Origin of the sequence: Ruminococcus sp. J1101004sp1_RTP21198st1_B9_RTP21198_201120, assembly GCF_040924245.1 — a bacterium.
Lineage (GTDB): Bacteria > Bacillota > Clostridia > Lachnospirales > Lachnospiraceae > Blautia_A > Blautia_A faecis.
On the sequence record NZ_JBCOMI010000005.1, the window covers coordinates 102,760 to 122,315 of the forward strand.

Annotated in this window: 17 protein-coding genes; 2 read left to right on the plus strand and 15 right to left on the minus strand. The window is 44.2% G+C overall.

From position 1 onward, the window contains the following. Positions 1-99: 99 nt before the first annotated feature. From AB5618_RS04735 to AB5618_RS04790, 12 genes are all read right to left on the minus strand, one after another. A complete protein-coding gene (locus AB5618_RS04735) occupies positions 100-423 on the minus strand; it encodes a type II toxin-antitoxin system RelE/ParE family toxin (protein ID WP_368366535.1) in 324 nt (107 codons plus the stop codon). Further along, a complete protein-coding gene (locus tag AB5618_RS04740; RefSeq protein WP_178090572.1) occupies positions 416-592 on the minus strand; it encodes a hypothetical protein in 177 nt (58 codons plus the stop codon). The genes AB5618_RS04735 and AB5618_RS04740 overlap by 8 nt, the downstream gene beginning before the upstream one ends. Positions 593-745: 153 nt before the next feature. Then, the gene (locus AB5618_RS04745; RefSeq protein WP_368366536.1) at positions 746-2,767 is read right to left on the minus strand and encodes an amylo-alpha-1,6-glucosidase; all 2,022 of its coding nucleotides are present in this window, start codon (positions 2,765-2,767) and stop codon (positions 746-748) included. Between the two features lie 301 nt (positions 2,768-3,068). Further along, positions 3,069-3,515, minus strand: a complete 447-nt coding sequence (locus tag AB5618_RS04750; RefSeq protein ID WP_148461538.1) for a DUF1934 domain-containing protein — start codon at positions 3,513-3,515, stop codon at positions 3,069-3,071. Positions 3,516-3,539: 24 nt separating this feature from the next. Then, positions 3,540-4,355: a glutamate racemase gene (gene murI / locus AB5618_RS04755; protein ID WP_368361355.1), complete on the minus strand. Its 816-nt coding sequence runs from the start codon at positions 4,353-4,355 to the stop codon at positions 3,540-3,542. A 121-nt stretch (positions 4,356-4,476) separates the two neighbouring features. Next, positions 4,477-4,734, minus strand: coding sequence for a hypothetical protein (locus AB5618_RS04760; RefSeq protein WP_148461537.1), 258 nt, complete (start codon positions 4,732-4,734; stop codon positions 4,477-4,479). A gap of 115 nt (positions 4,735-4,849) precedes the next feature. Then, positions 4,850-6,514 carry a GerAB/ArcD/ProY family transporter gene (locus AB5618_RS04765; protein ID WP_148461536.1) on the minus strand — a complete coding sequence of 555 codons (1,665 nt, stop codon included), beginning with the start codon at positions 6,512-6,514 and terminating at the stop codon, positions 4,850-4,852. A 9-nt stretch (positions 6,515-6,523) separates the two neighbouring features. Next, positions 6,524-8,038, minus strand: a complete 1,515-nt coding sequence (locus AB5618_RS04770; RefSeq protein ID WP_368366537.1) for a spore germination protein — start codon at positions 8,036-8,038, stop codon at positions 6,524-6,526. A 294-nt stretch (positions 8,039-8,332) separates the two neighbouring features. Further along, positions 8,333-9,007, minus strand: coding sequence for a GntR family transcriptional regulator (locus tag AB5618_RS04775; protein WP_148461534.1), 675 nt, complete (start codon positions 9,005-9,007; stop codon positions 8,333-8,335). 15 nt (positions 9,008-9,022) lie between these two features. Continuing rightward, the gene (gene ispE / locus AB5618_RS04780; protein WP_148461533.1) at positions 9,023-9,877 is read right to left on the minus strand and encodes a 4-(cytidine 5'-diphospho)-2-C-methyl-D-erythritol kinase; all 855 of its coding nucleotides are present in this window, start codon (positions 9,875-9,877) and stop codon (positions 9,023-9,025) included. 241 nt (positions 9,878-10,118) lie between these two features. Next, on the minus strand, positions 10,119-11,675 hold the full coding sequence (locus AB5618_RS04785) for an SPOCS domain-containing protein (RefSeq protein ID WP_148461532.1): 1,557 nt from the start codon (positions 11,673-11,675) through the stop codon (positions 10,119-10,121). Between the two features lie 177 nt (positions 11,676-11,852). Further along, complete coding sequence (locus AB5618_RS04790) at positions 11,853-12,266, minus strand: protease complex subunit PrcB family protein (RefSeq protein ID WP_148461531.1); 414 nt, start codon at positions 12,264-12,266, stop codon at positions 11,853-11,855. A gap of 203 nt (positions 12,267-12,469) precedes the next feature. On the opposite strand from AB5618_RS04790, the gene AB5618_RS04795 reads away from it, so the two are divergent. Next, positions 12,470-13,210, plus strand: a complete 741-nt coding sequence (locus tag AB5618_RS04795; protein ID WP_148461530.1) for a 1-acyl-sn-glycerol-3-phosphate acyltransferase — start codon at positions 12,470-12,472, stop codon at positions 13,208-13,210. A 61-nt stretch (positions 13,211-13,271) separates the two neighbouring features. Here AB5618_RS04795 and AB5618_RS04800 read toward each other — a convergent pair whose 3' ends face one another. After that, positions 13,272-14,210 (minus strand): AraC family transcriptional regulator, encoded by a 939-nt coding sequence (locus tag AB5618_RS04800; RefSeq protein WP_148461529.1) that lies wholly within the window; start codon positions 14,208-14,210, stop codon positions 13,272-13,274. Between the two features lie 273 nt (positions 14,211-14,483). On the opposite strand from AB5618_RS04800, the gene AB5618_RS04805 reads away from it, so the two are divergent. Further along, positions 14,484-16,895, plus strand: a complete 2,412-nt coding sequence (locus AB5618_RS04805; protein WP_148461528.1) for a glycoside hydrolase family 3 C-terminal domain-containing protein — start codon at positions 14,484-14,486, stop codon at positions 16,893-16,895. A gap of 124 nt (positions 16,896-17,019) precedes the next feature. Here the strand turns inward: AB5618_RS04805 and AB5618_RS04810 are convergent, their stop codons facing one another. Together AB5618_RS04810 and AB5618_RS04815 are read right to left on the minus strand one after the other, a co-directional pair. Further along, the gene (locus AB5618_RS04810; protein WP_148461527.1) at positions 17,020-18,504 is read right to left on the minus strand and encodes a sugar ABC transporter ATP-binding protein; all 1,485 of its coding nucleotides are present in this window, start codon (positions 18,502-18,504) and stop codon (positions 17,020-17,022) included. Further along, positions 18,501-19,550 carry a sensor histidine kinase gene (locus tag AB5618_RS04815; protein ID WP_148461526.1) on the minus strand — a complete coding sequence of 350 codons (1,050 nt, stop codon included), beginning with the start codon at positions 19,548-19,550 and terminating at the stop codon, positions 18,501-18,503. Before AB5618_RS04815 ends, AB5618_RS04810 begins: the two co-directional genes overlap by 4 nt. Positions 19,551-19,556 lie beyond the last annotated feature (6 nt).

The window sequence follows — 19,556 nt, forward strand, 5'->3', positions numbered from 1 at the left end:
TTCCTATCTCTGTGGAAGAATTAGCGTGAACAGTCCTTTTTTTAACGCTAATAACAGCCCACAGAACTTTATAAATCAAGTCTGTGAGCTGCCTTCTTTTTAGAATCCGATATTTAACAATAACGGCTTTGCATTTACTAACATATGTAACACTCTAAGCACACATACAATGCCATTCTTTTCATCTATAAAGAAATATATCTTATAGTTCTTGTAATAACACTTACGAATCCCCCTCAATGCCAGTTCTTCATCTTCATCTAATTCATGCTGCCTAGGCATAAATTCAAGTTTGGCAATGGAATTGCGAAATCCCATTGCCAATTCTAGAGCTGTTTCAGGAGCTTTTTTCTCAAATGCAATATAATCTGTATTATTAATAATATCCTCTTCTGCTAGTGGAAGAATCATTACTTCATACATTCGCATTCCGATACCTGCTTTCTAACTCTGCAAAAAATTCTTTATAATCTCTGCCTTTTCCCTGCTCCATGTCATGATAACTGTTCATTACCATTTTTCGAACTTCTTTCTGATTTTCTTCCATAACAGTTGCATAATTCGTCTGCTTTATCGTTGCTGTATCAGCCATATTAATTTCCTCCTTTCGGAAATATATCTACAAAAACAGGTTAATTTAGCAAAATGTTCAATCAGTATCTTTTTTTATTATAAGCGTACTGCCCTCCGTTATGCAATAAGTTTTTTCCGACAAATCCAGACAACTTTTTACAAACTCACTTAACTATATTGTCTTCTCCACCATCAGCTCTTTTCCATCCCACACAATATGAACCTGTCCGTCAGCAACAGGCAATGTACAATCAAAGCTGTCAAAAAACTCCGTATGCGGCTCTACCACAAATTCTTTTCCGCCAACTCCGGTAAATTTCAGCCCCATGAAATACTTTGCAAGGAAATAGATCGGGCTGGCAGCCCAGGCATGGCAGAGGCTCTTTCCGAAGCGGTCGCCGTACATGTCGTACTGGGTTTCTACTGGTGCCTCTGGGTCAAACTCTTCCCAGAAGGTTACTGCGCCACGGTCCAACATTCCCCCCCAGTAATCACGGATCTTATTAAATACCAGTTCCAGTTCCCCTGTCTGGCAAAGCATATCCAGTTCGAAGAAGTTAAAATATGGCGTTGTGATTGCCGGAATTTCATCATTTTTGATTACATTTGTCAGTATTTTCTCCTGCTCTTCTTGTGTTGCAATGTGAAAAAGGATTGCGAAAATATTGGCATGACGGGTCACATTTCTCTTACCGGATTCAAAGGAATCAATAAATGCGCCTTTTTCCTGATCCCAGTAAAATTTACGGATCTGCCCGATCAGTTTCTCATATTTCTCCATATATTCCGGATTTTCTTCTCCAAGAGCCGCACTGACTTTCGCCATGGTCTGCCAGCATGCAGCGAACAGCATCTGCTCTGCGCAAAGTGCCCCTGTCTTATCCATGTCAGCCCAATCAATGTAGATCCAGTCGTTTTCACGACCTACAAGAAATCCGTTCTCATCCAGCTGTCCCTCACAGAACTCCATAAGGGAGCACATTTTCGGGTAAACCTGGCGGACAAATTCCAGGTCACCGTATGCCTCATAATGATAAAGCACGCCCAGGATCCAGAACAGGGAATAGTCCATAATGGTGTTAATATGTCTTGTCATAGGATTATTTCCACGAAGTGCCAGAAGAGTTCTCTGGTCAATATCAGGATCTGCCAGCAGATACTGGTTTACGAAAAAGCTCTGGTAAGCATCCCCGGACCAGATCCATTTGTCACGTTTCACACCATCCAGGAAAAAGATACCGCTGCAAAGACGGAAGGTATGCTCTGCCACCTCCCAGATCTTATTCAGCTTCTGGTCACTGCATTTAAAAGAGGCGCGTTTCGGGAAATCTACATACTGATAAAAGGCTGTAATCTCCACATCTTCGGCTTTGCAGTTTGGAATAAATGCAAAACGGACTGCACAGCAAGGACATCTGTTTGTTACAGGATCCGGCTGCCAGCTATAGTAGCAATGCTCCAGATCAAGAGCTTCGTCCTCGGACTCACCGCAGAAAACCTCTAATACATCGCAGCTGTCCCCGGAATCGCTTTCTTTTCTACAATTCCCGGCATCACTAATTTCTTCTGCATTTCCTTCATAACCGTTTTCTATGTTTTTGACAACTTTCCTTTTTTCTTTTTCCAGTGCAGTTTTTCTTTTATCCTTTACAGAAACAGCCGCTGTCAGCTCCGTCTCAAACTCAGCCAGCACACCGCCATTTACCTCACTGATCTTCACCGGCTTGCACTCTTTTTCCGTATACTCCCAAACAGTTGGCTTCTGCTCTGGCTTTGTAAAATACTTGCACACGCCAACCGGTACCAGCGGTTGGGAATAATCCTCTGCCATCCAGGTCTTGTCAGAATGGATCACCTTCCCCTGCACATAAGCACATGGAAAAGCCTCCACACATCCTGCATGAATGGAAACCTTTACTTTTCCCGGACCTGCTGTAATCTTTTTTCCAAAGGGATATTTCTTCTCCCCATTTTCCCAGGTTACCAGCACATGACCGATTGCATTTGAAAATACGGTAAAGCTTGTCTCCTGCTCCAGCTCATAGGTGCGGCGAAAAGCAACGCGGTTGCGGAAGCCCTCGCTTTTCCAAAATGCCGGCCAGCCAAATCCACGCTCCACACGGCTGAAATTCTGCTTCATTGCATGATATAATTCAAAATCTCCCGGATACCAGATCCAAAATGTATGTTCCATGGTTATTTTCCTCCTGATCGATATGGATGTATCTTCACAAAGCATCACCAAAAGTCTGATATTTTCCCCTTTTCAGCCTCTGGCATTTACTGTTTATAGTATAAAATGAAACGCCTCGGGAATCCACAGCATCTCACGTTCAAAACCTTACAGATCACGTTTGCACACCAGAAAACAGAGCTTTCACATGGTCTGATTTTCGCAAACAAAAATGCAGTCAGAAATCTGCCCGCTCCCGACATAATTTCTCACTGCATCTGATTCGTTGATTTCCGCAATAGCTGCGAAAACAATTATAACTTTACAAGGTAAACCCAGCTGTATTCTTCCCCTGCGCCTGAATATCCAGACAGCAATCTGCCACATGCTCCTGATTCAGGTCCAGAGAATAATTCACTTTCATGGCAATTTGACCGTCACTTTCTTCCAATTCCAGATTCGTCGCTGAAATTCCCATTTCAAGAGTTCCGAACGGGGTAGTATAAAATGCCATATTACGCTTTCCCTGCTCGAAAACCATATGTGTATTTACCTGTCCTTTTTTTCGGACTTCCATTCCCCTGGAGGATATCTTGATATAATTTACAGTAGGATTTCCCTGCTCGTCCAGCATTTCTTCATAGCGAAGATAATGACTACCGTTGCGGAAATAATACTCTCCCGGAACCACAATCTCGATTGGCTCATCACCTTCTGGTGTGTCAATCATATGTAAACCTTTTACGTGAATTAAAACTTCTTTTTCCATTGTTTTTCCATTTCTTTCTCTTTTTCAATATTTCTCAATATCAATCTTCTGCGTTTTCTCCACATCAAATGGCAGAATCGAATTGGCAAAGCCCTTGAATTTCTCTGCCAGATCGCTCACATAGAAACGATATGGGAAATCAGACTGTCCCTGTCCGGTGCTCTGCATATCCTGCTCTTTCAGAAGTCTGCCAAGCTCCAGTGCTGTCTCGTACGCCGGGTTCACCAAAGTAACACCCTCTCCCATGATCTGTCCGATGGTAGAACGGAGCAGTGGATAATGGGTACAGCCAAGGATCAGTGTATCAATATCTTTTTCCTGTAGTTCCCTCAGATATCTGCTTGCAACTTCCACTGTCACCGGATCATGAGTCCAGCCTTCCTCTACCAACGGTACAAATAAGGGACATGGCTTTCCGATCACTGTAATCTCCGGATCGATCTTTTTCAGAACCTCCGCGTGGATTCCACTTCCAACAGTACCTTCTGTACCGATGATTCCCACCCGTTTATTTCTGGTAACCTGCGCAGCTACCTTGGCACCGGCTTCAATCACTCCAAGAATGGGAATGTCAAATTCTTCCTGAACTGCCTCCAGGGCAAACGCACTGGCTGTATTACAGGCCACCACAATCGCCTTCACCTTCTGCTCTTTCAGAAAACGGATTATCTGACGGGAATATCCTATAATAGTCTCTCTGGATTTGCTGCCATATGGAACTCTGGCAGTATCGCCGAAATACACGATTTTCTCTGCTGGAAGATTCCGCATGATCTCCCTTGCCACAGTAAGTCCGCCAATACCGGAATCAAACACACCAACAGGCGCATCTCTGTCTATTTTCATTTATCTATCTCCAAATTCATAGTCAAGCGATATTCGCAATCTGTATTTCATTTTAACACCAAAGGAGCGGCGGTGCAAGTGCTTGTACTACATCAAAGCGTTAAGTGTCCCCACGTTACGGTTCACTGGTAACATTCCGCGAAGTGTTTTTTGCGAACAGTAACGTCTCCACAATCCAGAAATGAAATCTTGGCTCTGCTTTCTGACCGTTCTCCGTCCTCGGTGCTTCCATAAAACAGAACTGGGGATAAATGGTTCCCCACCACGCAAGAAGGTTGGAATTTTTATTAAAATTTTCACTGCCTGGGCAAAGTAATACAGCTGTCAGAAGTGCTGCCGCTATATGATATTTATTTTTTCTTAAACAGAACATAAATGTGCCTCCCATATCTTTCTATCAAAAGTATTCCCTGTCCCAGCCCGGAATAATCACATTCATACCCTCTGCTTATTGCTTTTCGCAGCTGCCCTGGAACGTGCAGATTCGGCTAAAATTTCACTTCCAATTCCTTTCCATAAATTTCCAGTTCTGGCAATTCAGACAAAGCACCACGTTCATAAAACTCATGATAAACCTCACGAAGCGTTACTGCCTGTCCCGGGCTTCCATTTGGATTATTTTCCAGCAGCCCAAGAAGATACTCTCCCAGAGAAACGTCCTGAGGGCTTACCCAGGCTACTGCTTCAGATGCCGCAGCACAGCGAAACACATAAACATTTTCACCTATAGTCGGCTCCTGCTTCAGATACTCAAGAACCTGCTCCCAACGCCCTCCATCTAACAAACTCTCGCCCAAAACCAGAATTTCCAGATGTCCCATATCCAGATATTTTTCCTGTGTCCGGCTGTATATATTTTCAATCTCACGGAAGGTTTCTCCCTGAATCGACGGAGCAGCATTCCCCTGGTCTTCCCCGTCTTTTTCCTGTCCTGTAGATTTTGGAAGATCCGGAATTCCGTAAGTCAGCAGATATTTCCCCTCTGTAATATCGGCTCCAAGTGCAAGCGGATACATGCGTTTCTCCGGTTCCACACCACCACAGCCGGCTAACAGAAACAATGCACTGACACACGCTACGGCAAGCTTCTTTTTCCACTTCTTTTTGCCTGTCATAAAAAAAATAATCTGAAGCACCAGCATTCCGGGCACAAAAATATATTTCAAATATAATGGAAAACTATTCCGGATTCCCCATCTTTCAATATCCCACACAGCTCCGGCAAAAACCAGAGTGGATATCCACAGCTTTCCAGTTCCCATATCTGCTTTTTCCACAATTAAATGACCATAATGCAGAAAACTTCCAATAGAAAATAAAAGGCTGTATAAAAGAAATCCCATCCAGAGGACATCAAATCTTGCCAATACATTCCCTGGAAGCTCCGCACCTGACAGAAGCGGCAAAATCGGGCAGCTTTCATATTTCAGGCGCCCCCATCCAAATACTGAAGGAAGCAGCAATTCCGTCAGAATAAGCAAAATTCCCAGGGTAAAAACGGCAAAACTTACAGTTTTCCCTGTATCTTTACTGTTTCCTACACTGTCCAATGCAAAGGGAAGCAGCCCCAATCCGGAAAATGCACATATCACATCATATCCACTTTCCATAATTTTTCTTCCTGAGAAAGAGGAATTCCATACCATTTCCTGAAAATACTCCCATTTTCCCTGTCCCACAGCCAGGACTAACATAAGCATAACCGCTGCAAGTACCACGCCTCCTGACACTTCTCCCATTCTGCCTCGTCTCTGAATCCCCTTTTGCGTGCCCAGACTGCAAACCAGCAATGTGATCAGACATAGCCATTTTTTTCCTATACCTGTTCCCAGACTAACTGCAACAATTTCTCCCAGAAGGTTCAAAAGAAATGCGGCTCCAAAAATACAGTATATAAGAAAAAACAATGCTGCAAGCCGTCCCCACACCACACCGGCTGTTTTGCAGGGCCTGGCAAAAGCATAACGAAGACGGATGAGGAAAATCACATAAAACAGCACAGCTGCAAGGGCTGCTGCAGTCCCTGCCAGCCCACCAAGCCCCAAAGTTTTTCTGTTTTCGAAAAGGCATAATATTAATGGTGCAATAAACGCAATCACGATCTGCCTGTAGAGCTGCCGTTGGGAGATTTGATTATTTTCTGCAAATTTCATTTATTCCTGCTACCTATCCTTCCTGTTTTTATCGCGGATTTTTTGCAGTCTCACTCGCTCATTTTGTCTGGCATATGAAGGGCGCCTCCATCTCTTTTTAAATGGCACTCTCACAATTTTGCTTCCAGTCCCATTATCCGTACTTTGTTTGACAAAGGGCGACAGGTATGGAACTCCAAAGCTGAGAAGTCCTGCCAGATGTGATACTGTCAGATATACTCCTGTCACAATTCCAAAAATCCCCAGATATCCTCCCAAAAACAAAAAGAAATATTTAAGCATCCGAAATGCCGAGGCAAATTCTTCATTTGGGATTGCAAGAGAACCAAGTGCCGTGATTGCCACAACCATGACCACGATCGGGCTTACAAGATTCGCTTCCACAGCAGCAGATCCCACGATCAGTCCTCCCACAATTCCCATAGCATTTCCCAGCGCTCCCGGAATCCGTACACCAGCCTCCCGAATCAGTTCAAAGGATAACTCCAGCAGAACAAGCTCCGCAATGCTGGAAAATGGCACGCCTTCTCTTGCCTGGGCAAAGGACAGAAGCATGTTCGTGGGAAGAATCTGCGTGTGAAACCGGATCACTGCAAGATAAAGTCCCGGCAGCAATGTAGCAGCTGCCAGTGCCACATAGCGCAGTATTCGAAGAAATGATGCCATTTCAAATCGGTTATACCAGTCCTCGCTGCTTTCCATAAAGCTGTGAAAAATCCCTGGCAAAATAAGCGCTGACGGAGAATTGTCACAGAGAAGCACTGCTTTTCCATTTAAAATTTCCTGCGCTGCACGATCTGGTCTTTCCGTAGTCTGATACTGCGGAAAAGGGGATAACCAGGAATCCTCCGTCAGCTGTTCCAGCATTCCGCTGTCCAGGATTCCATCAATTCGAAACTCTCCCAGCCGCTCTTTCACCTTCTCCAGAAATTCCTCCTGCACCAGATCTTCCATGTATACCATCTGGACCAGTGTATGTGATCTCTCCCCAATATAGAATTCCACTACCTTTAATCTGGTATCCCGAAGCCGCTTCCGGATCAGTGCAGAATTTATTTTCACAGAATCAGAGAAGCCTTCCCTGGAACCTCGCAGAACCTTCTCCATCTCCACTTCTGTTACCCCCATGCTTGGATAACCGACACTGGAAATTTTCATGGCCTGGTCAAATCCGTCCATAAAGAAAACCGCATTTCCGGCAAGCAGCCCTGCGAACACCTGCTCCATGTCAGTCAGCTTCTTTACATCCGCAATTCCCAGACTGTTATACTCCACAAATTCCTGCATTTCCCCAGGTGAAATCTCCCAGAAATGCCCCACCATTTTTCCAATGGCAGAGTCCTCCAGCATCATATTGGAAGTCGCTACCTCAATATAGACCATCAGACAGTCAACCTTCCGCTCATCCCCCAGCCGCATCTTCCGGATCTGAATATCTCCACAATCTGCCAGAAGTTCTCTTATATACCGTTCATTTGCTCGAATATCCTTTGAAATCATAACAATATTATCATTTTTATCCAACGCTGCTCCTCTTTTCCATTTTCAGGCAACAAAAGAAAATCCTGCTTGCAGGATTCTCCGCCTGCGGCGGGTCGCTGCGAGCGACATCTTCCATTCCGCCGCAGTGCGATCCTGCCCGGTAGGACTTTTTGTGTAATAGGGAATTCCAACGAAATTTCCGATTACACAAAAAAAGACACTGGTTATCTCTCCCAGTATCTCCCATAAAAACAATTATATTCATTTTCTCTCAACTTCCCCAAAAGAGAAACGCGGGCAGGATGTGCCCGCTCCGCTCCCAGAAAACCACTCAGTTTACTCTTCTGCCCGAATCGCCTGAATAATTCCCATCCGCTGATTTTCCAGATGTTCAAAAGACAGCTCCTGTGCTGCTTTCACGTCCCGTTCCTTAAGCGCCCTGGTAATTTTCTCATGCTCTTTCACCAGACGGTTTCTGGACTCATCCTCTTTCAGATATTCTACACGATATCTGTAGATCTGCTCGCGAAGATTATTCAGAACCTGCATCAGTCTTTTATTATCAGCAGCTTCATAAATTACCTCATGGAAATTCACATCCGCCTCAGCCATCTTTACCAGGTCTCCTTCCGCAGTACTGGTCTGGAAAACCTCAGCCGCCTGCTCCAGTTTCCGGATATCCGCATCTGTCATATTGGCACAGGCCTTCTCAATAGCCATATTTTCCAGAGTGATCCTGACCTCCAGAACATCATTCAGATCTTTCTCTGTAATATTGGCAACCTGGGCTCCACGTCTCGGGACCATCACAACCAGCCCTTCAAGTTCCAGCTTACGCATGGCTTCCCGGATAGGAGTTCTGCTCACCCCAAGCTTCTCCGCAAGGGCAATCTCCATAAGTCTTTCACCCGGCTTCAGTTCTCCCTTCAGTATTGCCTGACGCAATGTATTAAAAACAACCTCCCTAAGTGGAAGATACTCATCCATATGCACCGTAAAATCACTTGTCATTTGTATTTCCCTCCGCTAAAAAACATCTGTGGCAAAAACAGTCTTCGCAAGTCTGCTCTCCCTGAGAACAGCTGCTGCCCGCTCCATTTTCTCCTTATCATCAAAAATGCCAAATACAGTAGGACCACTTCCGCTCATCATGGCCTTACGTGCTCCGTTGCTCTCCATCAGATCTTTGATTTCCTGGATCACAGGATATTTGCTGATAATTCCCGGTTCAAATACATTTCCCATTCTGGAAATCATTCCATCAAGATCACCATTTCTGACAGCTGTCACCATACCATCGATATCCGGATGAACCACAGCAGGATCGTCCAGTTTCAGGTTCTCATAAGCAGTCTTGGTTGAAACATTTACTCCTGGTTTTCCCACCAGAACATAGCAGTGAGGTACTCTGGGAAGTCTGGTCAGCTTCTCCCCGATTCCCTCTGCAAGAGCAGTTCCGCGCATCACACAATACGGAACATCAGCTCCAACCTTCACAGCACGCTTCATCAGCTCCTCCTCAGAAAGTCCCAGTCCAAACAGGCGGTTCACGCCAACAAAAGCGGCTGCCGCATCAGAGCTTCCACCAGCCATGCCAGCTGCTACCGGGATAAACTTCTCCAGGTTCATGGTAAGCCCCTCTTTTATATCAAACTCATCCATTAACATTTTCGCCGCTTTATATACAAGATTCCGCTCGTCAGTAGGAACGTAAGGAATGTTCGTGGTAAGGACAATTCCCGGCTCCTTTTTTTTCTCAATTTCAAGCACGTCATACATCTGTATGGTCTGCATAATCATACGGACTTCGTGATATCCGTCATCACGTTTTCCAACCACGTCAAGTCCCAGATTTATCTTTGCAAGTGCACGTAAACGCATAATTTCCTCCGCTTGTAGCTGCCGCTCACATAAAACCTCTGGCAGGCTCTAAGAGCAGCAGTTTCTTTGTACTTTGTATACAATTTTATCAATGCTTTTATTGTAAAATATTTTTGTATTTTTTTCAATACATTTATGCGAGGAAATTTCTCATTCTATATATATCGTTACTGTCCACACCGTGACCGGAGCATGTTTGAAAAGGTTTTCTCCAAATATATGCAGTAAACAGAAAGCAGCCTTACCCTTCCACCTTCTTCACCAACAGCAGCGGCATTCCAGGCACAACTCTGTCCTCTTCCAGTTCATTCAGCTCACAGATTTCCTCCACTGTAGTATAAAATCTTTTCGCAATATCCCACATAGAATCCCCATTTTTCACCACATACACCGTGATTCCCGGCATTGCCTGGATTTTCTCCATATCAAGGGGACGCTCCTCCACTTTGCTTATGATCATCCGGTTTTCACACTGAAGCACCAGCACATTGAGACTGATCACAGCCTTCACCTCAATCTCATTGCTGTCGATCATAGACGTTGACAGCTGTTCCAGATCTGCCTGTAGAAAAAAGATACTGTCCTCATTGATCCCGTTTGCCTCAATTATATGGGAAAAAGGGATCATCCCATCAACGGAATAGAATGGCATTTCATCATTTCCTGTAATATACAGGATTTTCATAAATACAATTCCATCGGCCTGGATTCCATTTTCTACAATTTTCGTTTTCTCAACCTTTACACGTCCCTGGCTGTGACAGATCTGCAGGATTTTCCCCTGGCTTTCCTTCAGTTCAATACGGTCAGATACGCGGCATTTGGAGTCATTCCGTACCAGGAGGCTTTCCAGACACATCTCTTTTCCCTGAGGAATGCATTCTTTCAAAGGTGAGTACACATCCAGAATCAGGTCATGCTCTTCTTCGCGGTAAAGCTTCATGTCCAGTTCCAGCACCGTGTCTACACTCATTACCCGTTCTTCCCCATCTGAATCCGGTTTTACTTCAATGCTCTGATGCATAACGGAAAAACCAATATTTGGAATCATCTCTCCCATACAACCAGTACACTCCACTTCCGTATTAAACGGCAGCACATACTCTGCCCACTGAAGCGGATTTTCCTCATCTTCTCCCGAATAAAGGACAAAAACTGATAGTTCTCCTCTTGCTCTCACCACATTATCCTCTGGACGCAGATCCATTCCACGGACATCGATGGTATACCACAAGAGCTGTTCAATGTTCGGTTTATTGGACACCAAAGTCACTTCATCCTTAATCCGCATAGTGTCCTTTTTATGTACCATAAGACTCATTAAACGGACTTTCTTCCTTTTTACGGAAATTCCCTCCTCACTGATTTCTACCGGAAGCTGAATTCCTGCCATTTCATCTACCACTGCATAAAAGGTGACAATTGCTTTTATGTTTAGTTTTCGGGAATGAATCATGTGCACGCTGAGATCCTCAATCTCCCACTTCAGGCACATTTTATCCCCACTTGCAATCCCTTCCAGGTTCAATGTCTCATCAAAAGACAGTTTTGCCCCCAGACTGCTCACCTTCTGGTTTTCTTCCCCCACATAGAGAATATCCACATTCAAGTTTCCGCTGATAAATGCCTTGCCCTCGCTGAGACGCACTTCATCCATGGAAATGTCACCCTTGCTCTGGATCAGTCGTCCCACATCCGGCTTTGCATCTGGTACATTATAATCTGTATCAAAAGTTACCTGGCTGGCTGCACGGCTTTTTATCTGAAGCATCTGCACACTTTCTTTTCTTAATTCCACGATTTTCCACTCCTTTTTGGCAATCTACTATGTCAAATCTCAATAAATGTAACGGTTCAGCACCTTCACGGTAACCGCTTTGCGATGCACGGAAAGCAAACTTACATTGTATTAGAGCATGTTTGAAAAATGCTGCGCCCATCTTGCAGAAAGCCTTTTTCAAACACAATCTAGTTTTCACTCAAATATGACTGACTCCTTTCGATACTCCGTTTTCACTACAATATAAGGATAAGACGGAGGACTAAGTACCATCTTCTCATCGGATGGACCGATCAGCTGCGTCCGAAAAAATACTGCCTGGGAGGTGACGCCCAGTTCTTCCACGGAAATGCTGTAGCCACCACTCATCTGCTGCCCGTATCCTTTTATAAGAAACAGCTCCTTTTCACTTTGGTAGGTCAGCTGAAATTCATTCGCCTTTTTCTCCTGTATCAAAGCAGCCAGTTCCGCCGGCAAATCTTCATTTTTCACAATGGAATATTCCAAAGGTTTCCGCGGCTCCTCCTCAATGCGGATAAAATTGCATCCACTGACCAAAAGCAGTGACCACAAAATTACTCCCAGAAGAACTGCTTTTGTTTTTTTCATTCTGCCACCTCAGATGTCGCGTTGCTGTTCATCTGATGCTCAGTTTTTAAACACAGCAAACAGCAATCTCCATTTATTTTATTGTATGAGGGATAAAAAAGATTTATTGCAAGAATTTTTAAAATTTCATATAATAGACATAGATTATGTGTTGCTGTTCATGGTCTGAGCAGCAACGATTATGAAGCAGAAAGGAAAATCATATGATTCGTTTTATTTTATGCGTGATCGTAGTGGTTGGATTCCTAATTCTTTCCATTCCCATCCTTCTGGTAGAGTGGATCATTGGAAAATTCAATCCTATGGCGAAAGAAATCAGTTCTCTTCGGATTGTCCAGGCTGTTTTTCGGTTCATCCTGTGGGTGGCAGGTGTGAAGCTGACGGTTATCGGAGAAGAAAATGTGCCAACTGATGTGCCGGTTCTCTACATCGGAAATCATCGAAGCTTCTTCGATGTGCCGCTTACTTATCCCCGATGTCCAATCCGTACCGGCTACATAGCCAAGAAAGAAATGGAAAAGGTTCCTCTTCTTTCTACCTGGATGAAACGTCTTCACTGCCTGTTTCTTGACCGTAATGACCTGAAGCAGGGACTGAAAACCATTCTCACTGCTATTGAGAAAGTGAAATCTGGCATTTCCATCTGCATTTTTCCAGAGGGTACACGAAACAAAAATGAAGATGAACTGGACATGCTTCCATTCCATGAGGGAAGCTTCAAAATTGCCGCAAAGGCAAACTGTCCGATCATCCCGATGGCGATCAGCGGCTCCGCTGATATCTGGGAAAACCATTTTCCAAGAGTTAAGAAAACCCACGTTATCCTGGAGTATGGCACCCCCATCTACATAGACCAGCTGGAAAAAGAAGACAAAAAACACCTGGGTGCTTATACACAGAATATCATTCATGAAATGCTGGTAAAAAATAAAGCGCAGTTATAAACCAATGCAGGACAGACATTTAATCTGTCCTGCTTATTATTTTCAGCGCCTTCCTAAAAAATCATTCTTGCTTTTTTCCCAGCTGTTTTCTCCTTACTTCCTTCGGCGATTCCCCATAAGCTTCCTCAAATTTTCGCAAAAAACCTTTGTAATTGGTAATCCCGTTTTTATCCAGAAGAAATGTTATATTTTTATCTGTCTCCAGAAGATCTGTGTGGAAATGCTCCATGCGGATCTGATTTACATAAGCCAGGAAGGTCTGTCCTGTATATTTGCGAAAAAGACGACAGAAATGCTCTGGTGTAATGGACAAAAGCCCAGCAGCATCGGCAAGGGAAATTCTTTCCCCATAATGTTCCCGGACAAATTCCATGCACAGCTTCATCCGTTCCAAGTCTCGCAGAGTGCCGTGAGCTGTTTCTGTATCTTCCTCACTCCTGATTCCTTCTGTATAAAGAAAATAAAGTAAACGGTAAACAGCAGAAAGCACCAGAAGATGATAGCCTTCTTTTTTTTCTTCATAAAAGCCTGCAATTTTCCGAAATACGTCTCTCAACTGATCATACAGATCATCAGCCCGATTTGTAGACTTTCGATTCTCCCTCATCTCAACAAGTCCCTTTCCCTGCACATTCTCCAGTTGTTCTCCCTGAACACATGCGTCAGCTGATTTCGACCTTATAAACTCCTGAAATTTCAGTCCCTCCCACTTTGCAGAAATTCTTTCCAGATGAACCGGCGGGATCTGTAAAAGATAATACCTGGCATCCTCATGCGTATGGGTATAATGGATATCATTGGAATTTACCAGAAAAATATCCCCTTTTTTCAACTCATAACTCACATCATTAATAGATGCTGTAATCTCGCCGCCAAGCACATAAATAATTTCCAAATGCTCATGCCAGTGTGCTGGTAACAGTTCATCCCAGGTATTTACATATGTAAAATGAATTTGTCCCAAATGATCATCCAGCACGTTTTCATATTCCGCTCTCATAGTATGCCTCACCTTCTTTTTTCACTCAAATTTCCCGACTTCCATCCTCATCCAAAATACACAACACTTATATCACAGGTTTAAAATCAAAATACACCATCTATTCTTTATGATAATATATAATATTTCATCTGTAATATCAAGAAAGACCTATAAAAGAAGCAATAAACCATCTAGTACACCACCGCTTTTTCCAGTACAATAGCAACATCAAGACAACTACACGAAAAAAAATTTCTAATTATAAATTTATCTACAGGAGGACATCCCACAATGAACAAATGGACCAGAGTTAAATTCCAGCCAAACCTTCCCCTTAGGGAAAGCGGCCGTGTTACCGCAAGCAAAGAACATATCCTTCTTTCCAAAGAAGCCGCCAAAGAAGGTATGGTTCTTCTAAAAAATGAGAAAAACCTGCTTCCTCTTACTGAGGGCACACGCATCGCCCTTTTTGGCAAGGGCAGCTTCGACTATGTAAAAGGCGGCGGCGGAAGCGGTGATGTTATGGTTTCTTATGTACACAACCTTTACGATGGGCTGAAAATGCAGGAAAACGCCGTTCAGATCTACGAACCGTTATCCGATTTTTACCGCACCGATATCCGACATCAGTATGAAAAAGGTGCCGCACCAGGAATGACGGTAGAGCCAGAGCTTTCCCAGGAGCTTGCTGACGGCGCAAAAGCATTTGCTGACGTTGCAGTTGTTGTGATCAGCCGTTTCTCCGGCGAGGGCTGGGACCGTTCCAGCATTGAATGCAACAACGAATTTAATCCATGGGATACAGAAACCACCATGCCGAAAATTTCCGGCGAAGTTTTCCCAGATGGCGACTTCTATCTCACTACCAGGGAGAAAGCAATGCTTTCCATGGTAAAAGAGCGCTTTGATGATATCGTAGTCGTTCTCAATATCGGCGGAATCATGGACCTTTCCTGGGTAAAAAATGATGACCGGATTTCCTCCGCTCTTCTTGGATGGCAGGGTGGCATGGAAGGCGGGCTTGCCATGGCGGAGCTTCTCACCGGCAAAGGGAATCCATCCGGTAAGCTGGCTGACACTTTTGCTGCAGACGTAAATGATTATCCATCCACTGCTAACTTCCATGAGTCTTTTGATTATGTAAACTATACAGAAGATATTTATGTAGGCTACCGTTATTTTGAAACCCTTCCAGGAGCACAGGAAAAAGTAATCTATCCATTTGGATACGGACTTTCCTACACCACCTTTTGCCTGAACACCACCGCTATGTGGGAAACAGAGGATCAGATTTTCGCTGAAGTTCAGGTGACCAACACCGGTAACCTGGCTGGAAAAGAAGTTGTCCAGATTTATTTCGAAGCTCCACAGGGACTTCTGAAGAAACCAGCCCGCCAGCTTGCTGCTTTTGCAAAAACCCGTCTTCTTCAGCCAGGTGAGACACAGCAGATCCGCCTTTCCTTTGCAAAGGCTGACATGGCTTCCTACGATGACCTTGGAAAAATCAAGAAATCCGCATATATTCTGGAAAAAGGTACTTATAAGTTCTATATTGGAACTTCTGTGCGCGACACTAAGGAGAGCCTCCTGACAATGGAACTGTATGAAAATATGATCACAAAGCAGCTGACAGCTCATCTTGTTCCAACCAGCCTGAAAGAGCGTATGCTCTCTGACGGCAGTTTTGAGGAGCTTCCACAGTCTGCATGCAATGACATGAACGAATGCGTATTTGAGAAAATGGAGCCGGGCACTGAGGAAGGTATTACCCCTGCAGTCCGCTGCTGTACACGTGGCACACTTTTCGACAACTTTGGCAGAAAACAGTTTATTGATGTAGCAGAAGGCAGGCTTTCCCTGGATGATTTTATGGAACAGTTAAGCGATGACGATCTGATTCATCTTCTTGGAGGACAGCCAAACGTAGGTGTTTCCAATACCTTCGGCTTTGGAAATCTTCCGGATTATGGTGTTCCATCCATTATGACAGCAGACGGTCCTGCCGGTCTTCGTATCAGCGGGGAATGCAGCATGAACACAACAGCATGGCCTTGTGCAACCCTTCTTGCCTGCACCTGGAATCCGGCTCTTGTTCAGCAGGTTGGACAGGCTGGCGCCGAAGAAGTGAAGGAGAACAATCTTGCTGTATGGCTTACCCCTGCAGTAAATATCCACAGAAATCCGCTTTGTGGAAGAAACTTCGAGTACTATTCCGAGGATCCGCTGATTGCCGGAAAAATGGGCGCAGCTATGGTAAAAGGTATCCAGTCCCAGCACATTGCAGCTTCTGTAAAGCATTTCGCAGCAAATAACAAAGAGACCAACAGAAAGCACAGCGATTCCCGTGTTTCCGAGCGTGCACTTCGCGAGATCTATCTGAAAGGTTTCGAGATCATTGTAAAAGAAGCACAGCCATGGACGATCATGTCCTCCTACAATGCAATCAATGGTCACCGCGCTTCTGAGAACCGTGAGCTTCTGGAAGATGTTCTCCGCGGCGAGTGGGGCTTCAAGGGAATGGTCACCACTGACTGGTGGACAAGAGCAGAGCATTACAAAGAAATCAAGGCCGGAAATGACGTAAAAATGGGAACTGGTTTCCCAGAACGTGTGAAAAAGGCCATGGAAATGGGACAGCTTGGCCGCCCGGAATTAGAGCACTGTGCAAGACGGGTGCTGGAACTGATTCTGAAGATTGACTGAAATTGAATTTTAGTTATAAAGAAACCCATGGCAATTTTATTTCTGTTGCCATGGGCTTCTTATTTAGGCTCTGGAGCGTGTTTGAAAATACAATCCGAATTATTAGTATTATGTTTTATACATTTTATTTTCTCTCTGACGGATACCTATGCAGCCAGGGCACCGACGAGGTAATCTTATGGAAATTTTCTCTTACAATTTCCTTCTTTTTCCCATTTTCCCCAAGAATCAACAGGCGATCTGCCATAGCCAGGGAATCCGATAAATTCAAAGATAAGATCACCACCGAAATCCCCTTATCCAGGAACTTTTCCAACATACTCCAGATAAACATCCTGTGAGCAAGATCAGCGCCGCAGAAAGGCTGAATACAAAACAGAATCTCCGGTTTCTGCAAAAATACTCTTGTATACACCAGCTGATACTTCTGCTTTTCACTCAGTTCCTCCACCGGCATTTCAAAAACATCTGTCCCTAATATGGGACTGTATTCATTCCGAATACTTTTCTGAAGACGTTTGTTGTGCCAGATTGAAGTAACTTTTTCTGCCAGACAAATACAGAGATTATTCATATAATCCAGTTTCGGAAAAATCATGGTTTTTGTAGTACGTTCCTGGATTACTGCAATCCTGCCATTTCCCGGAATCTCTGTCTGCTTCCCATTCAACAGGATTTCTCCACTTTCCGGTAAAATATCTCCGGTCAGAATCTTCCGTAGCTCCTCCATTCCCCTGGCATCCATAATCTGTACGGCCAGGCATTCTCCTTTATGCACATCAAAGGAAAAATTGCAGGCTGCATCCTCTCCGTAGCCCTTCCATTGAAAAACAACCGGTGCAGCCTGCTGCCCTTCCCTTTTTTCCGTATGATAACGGACCATGTCGTTATATTCCGTCATGTAAGTTACGGGCGGATCATTGAACAGCTCCTCTCTTTCCAGAATCTTCTGGATTCTTCCATTGGTAAACAGCGCACATCTGTCACAGATACTGGAAATCTCTTCCAGATGAGAACAGATATAAAGAAAAGAAAACCCTTTTTTCACATAACGACGGATAATTCCATGGAGCTTTTTCAACTCATCATCACTGACAAGGGCTCCAACTTCGTCCAGCACGATCAGATGATATCCCATAATCACAGCCCGGAGCAATTCTACAATGATCCGTTCAAAAGTAGAAAGCTTCTCCACATCTTTATTAAGGGGAATGTCCATTCCGATATCTTCTAAAAAAGGTTCCATCTGCCGGTTCAGGATCTTTGTGCGGATCACCCACTGGCGAAAGCCCGGACGCAGGACAAAAATATTATCTGCAATGTTCAGATTTCCTGCCAGAGAACTTTTCTCCTGGATAATGCTGATCCTGTTTGCTGCCTTGTAATTCTCTTTCCAGGTGTTTACCTTTTCCCCTCCATAATAAATATAACCGTCATAGAGGGGAAGATTCCGTTCCAGAAGCTTCAGAAGAGCTGTTTTTCCATGACTGTTAACAGGCATAAATCCCATAATCTCTCCCTGAAAAATCTGAAGATTGAAGTCCTCCAGCTTCACAACCTCATCCTCTTTATACGTCACACGCTCCATTCTGAGAACTTCGTTTCTCATACCAACACGCTCCTGTTTTTCACCTGTCTGTCGTCAGTAAGTATAGGGATGGTGATCTCCACATCTGTTCCTTCTCCTGGTACAGAATAAACATGCATGCCATATTCATCCCCAAAGATCAAATGGATTCTGTTATTCACATTCACCAGAGCAATTCCGCCCTGTTTTTCTTCATTGTCGTGAATGGCCTTGGTTGACTTGCCCAGCTTCTGGTTCAGCTTTGCTAAAGTCATCTCGTCCATTCCCACCCCATCGTCTGAAATACGGATGAGCAGGCGATCCTTTGTACACTGAAAACGGATATAAAGATTTCCACCGCCAACCTTCAGCTCCACGCCATGGATAATGCTGTTTTCCAGAATCGGCTGCAACGTCAGTTTGGGGATTCTGCAGTTCATGATCTTTTCATACTCTGCAATATCATAATCAATATGAAGCTGCAGCCGGTCCCCGAAACGATATTTCTGAATTCCAAAATAAGTCTCACAGTTATCCAGTTCTTCCTCCACAGAAACCAGATTCTCCACCTTGGTAATGGTGTAACGGAAAAATCTTGCCAGGGCTTCTGTCATATCTGCAACGCTGTCCAGACCTGCAATAATAGCTTCTCCACGGATGCTTTCCAGTGTATTGTAAAGAAAGTGGGGATTGATCTGATTCTGCAAAGCCAGGTACTGAGCCTGTCTTTTGTTCAGATCCATATACTGGGGAGAACGCACAATGCGGTCTACCATTTTCATCTGCTTCTGGATGCTTGGAGTCAGGTTCAAGAGTTCCATATCTTCTTTTTCGGAAAAAATATAACCATCCAGAAAACGATCCGTCATTTTTTCACAGCGCATGTAAGGGCGGTGAATCCACAGCCAGAATACAATCGGAAACAAAATTGCAAATATTGTTATAATTATGGCCATCCACCAGGGTGTTTCGCCTTTATATGCCAATAACAGCTGAATTACCGCCAGAATAATAAAACTCCCGAAGACTACCGTTCCCAGGACAAGAGCCCGGTTGGATATGTATTTCAGTTTTTCTTTAAATTTCATTTTTGA

Bases quoted from the DNA above. Each gene is read 5' to 3' on its own strand.
- AB5618_RS04735 (WP_368366535.1), bottom strand. From the start codon at position 423: ATGTATGAAGTAATGATTCTTCCACTAGCAGAAGAGGATATTATTAAT.
- AB5618_RS04740 (WP_178090572.1), bottom strand. From the start codon at position 592: ATGGCTGATACAGCAACGATAAAGCAGACGAATTATGCAACTGTTATG.
- AB5618_RS04745 (WP_368366536.1), bottom strand. From the start codon at position 2,767: ATGGAACATACATTTTGGATCTGGTATCCGGGAGATTTTGAATTATAT.
- AB5618_RS04750 (WP_148461538.1), bottom strand. From the start codon at position 3,515: ATGGAAAAAGAAGTTTTAATTCACGTAAAAGGTTTACATATGATTGAC.
- AB5618_RS04760 (WP_148461537.1), bottom strand. From the start codon at position 4,734: ATGTTCTGTTTAAGAAAAAATAAATATCATATAGCGGCAGCACTTCTG.
- AB5618_RS04765 (WP_148461536.1), bottom strand. From the start codon at position 6,514: ATGAAATTTGCAGAAAATAATCAAATCTCCCAACGGCAGCTCTACAGG.
- AB5618_RS04775 (WP_148461534.1), bottom strand. From the start codon at position 9,007: ATGACAAGTGATTTTACGGTGCATATGGATGAGTATCTTCCACTTAGG.
- ispE (WP_148461533.1), bottom strand. From the start codon at position 9,877: ATGCGTTTACGTGCACTTGCAAAGATAAATCTGGGACTTGACGTGGTT.
- AB5618_RS04790 (WP_148461531.1), bottom strand. From the start codon at position 12,266: ATGAAAAAAACAAAAGCAGTTCTTCTGGGAGTAATTTTGTGGTCACTG.
- AB5618_RS04795 (WP_148461530.1), top strand. From the start codon at position 12,470: ATGATTCGTTTTATTTTATGCGTGATCGTAGTGGTTGGATTCCTAATT.
- AB5618_RS04800 (WP_148461529.1), bottom strand. From the start codon at position 14,210: ATGAGAGCGGAATATGAAAACGTGCTGGATGATCATTTGGGACAAATT.
- AB5618_RS04805 (WP_148461528.1), top strand. From the start codon at position 14,484: ATGAACAAATGGACCAGAGTTAAATTCCAGCCAAACCTTCCCCTTAGG.
- AB5618_RS04810 (WP_148461527.1), bottom strand. From the start codon at position 18,504: ATGAGAAACGAAGTTCTCAGAATGGAGCGTGTGACGTATAAAGAGGAT.
- AB5618_RS04815 (WP_148461526.1), bottom strand. From the start codon at position 19,550: ATGAAATTTAAAGAAAAACTGAAATACATATCCAACCGGGCTCTTGTC.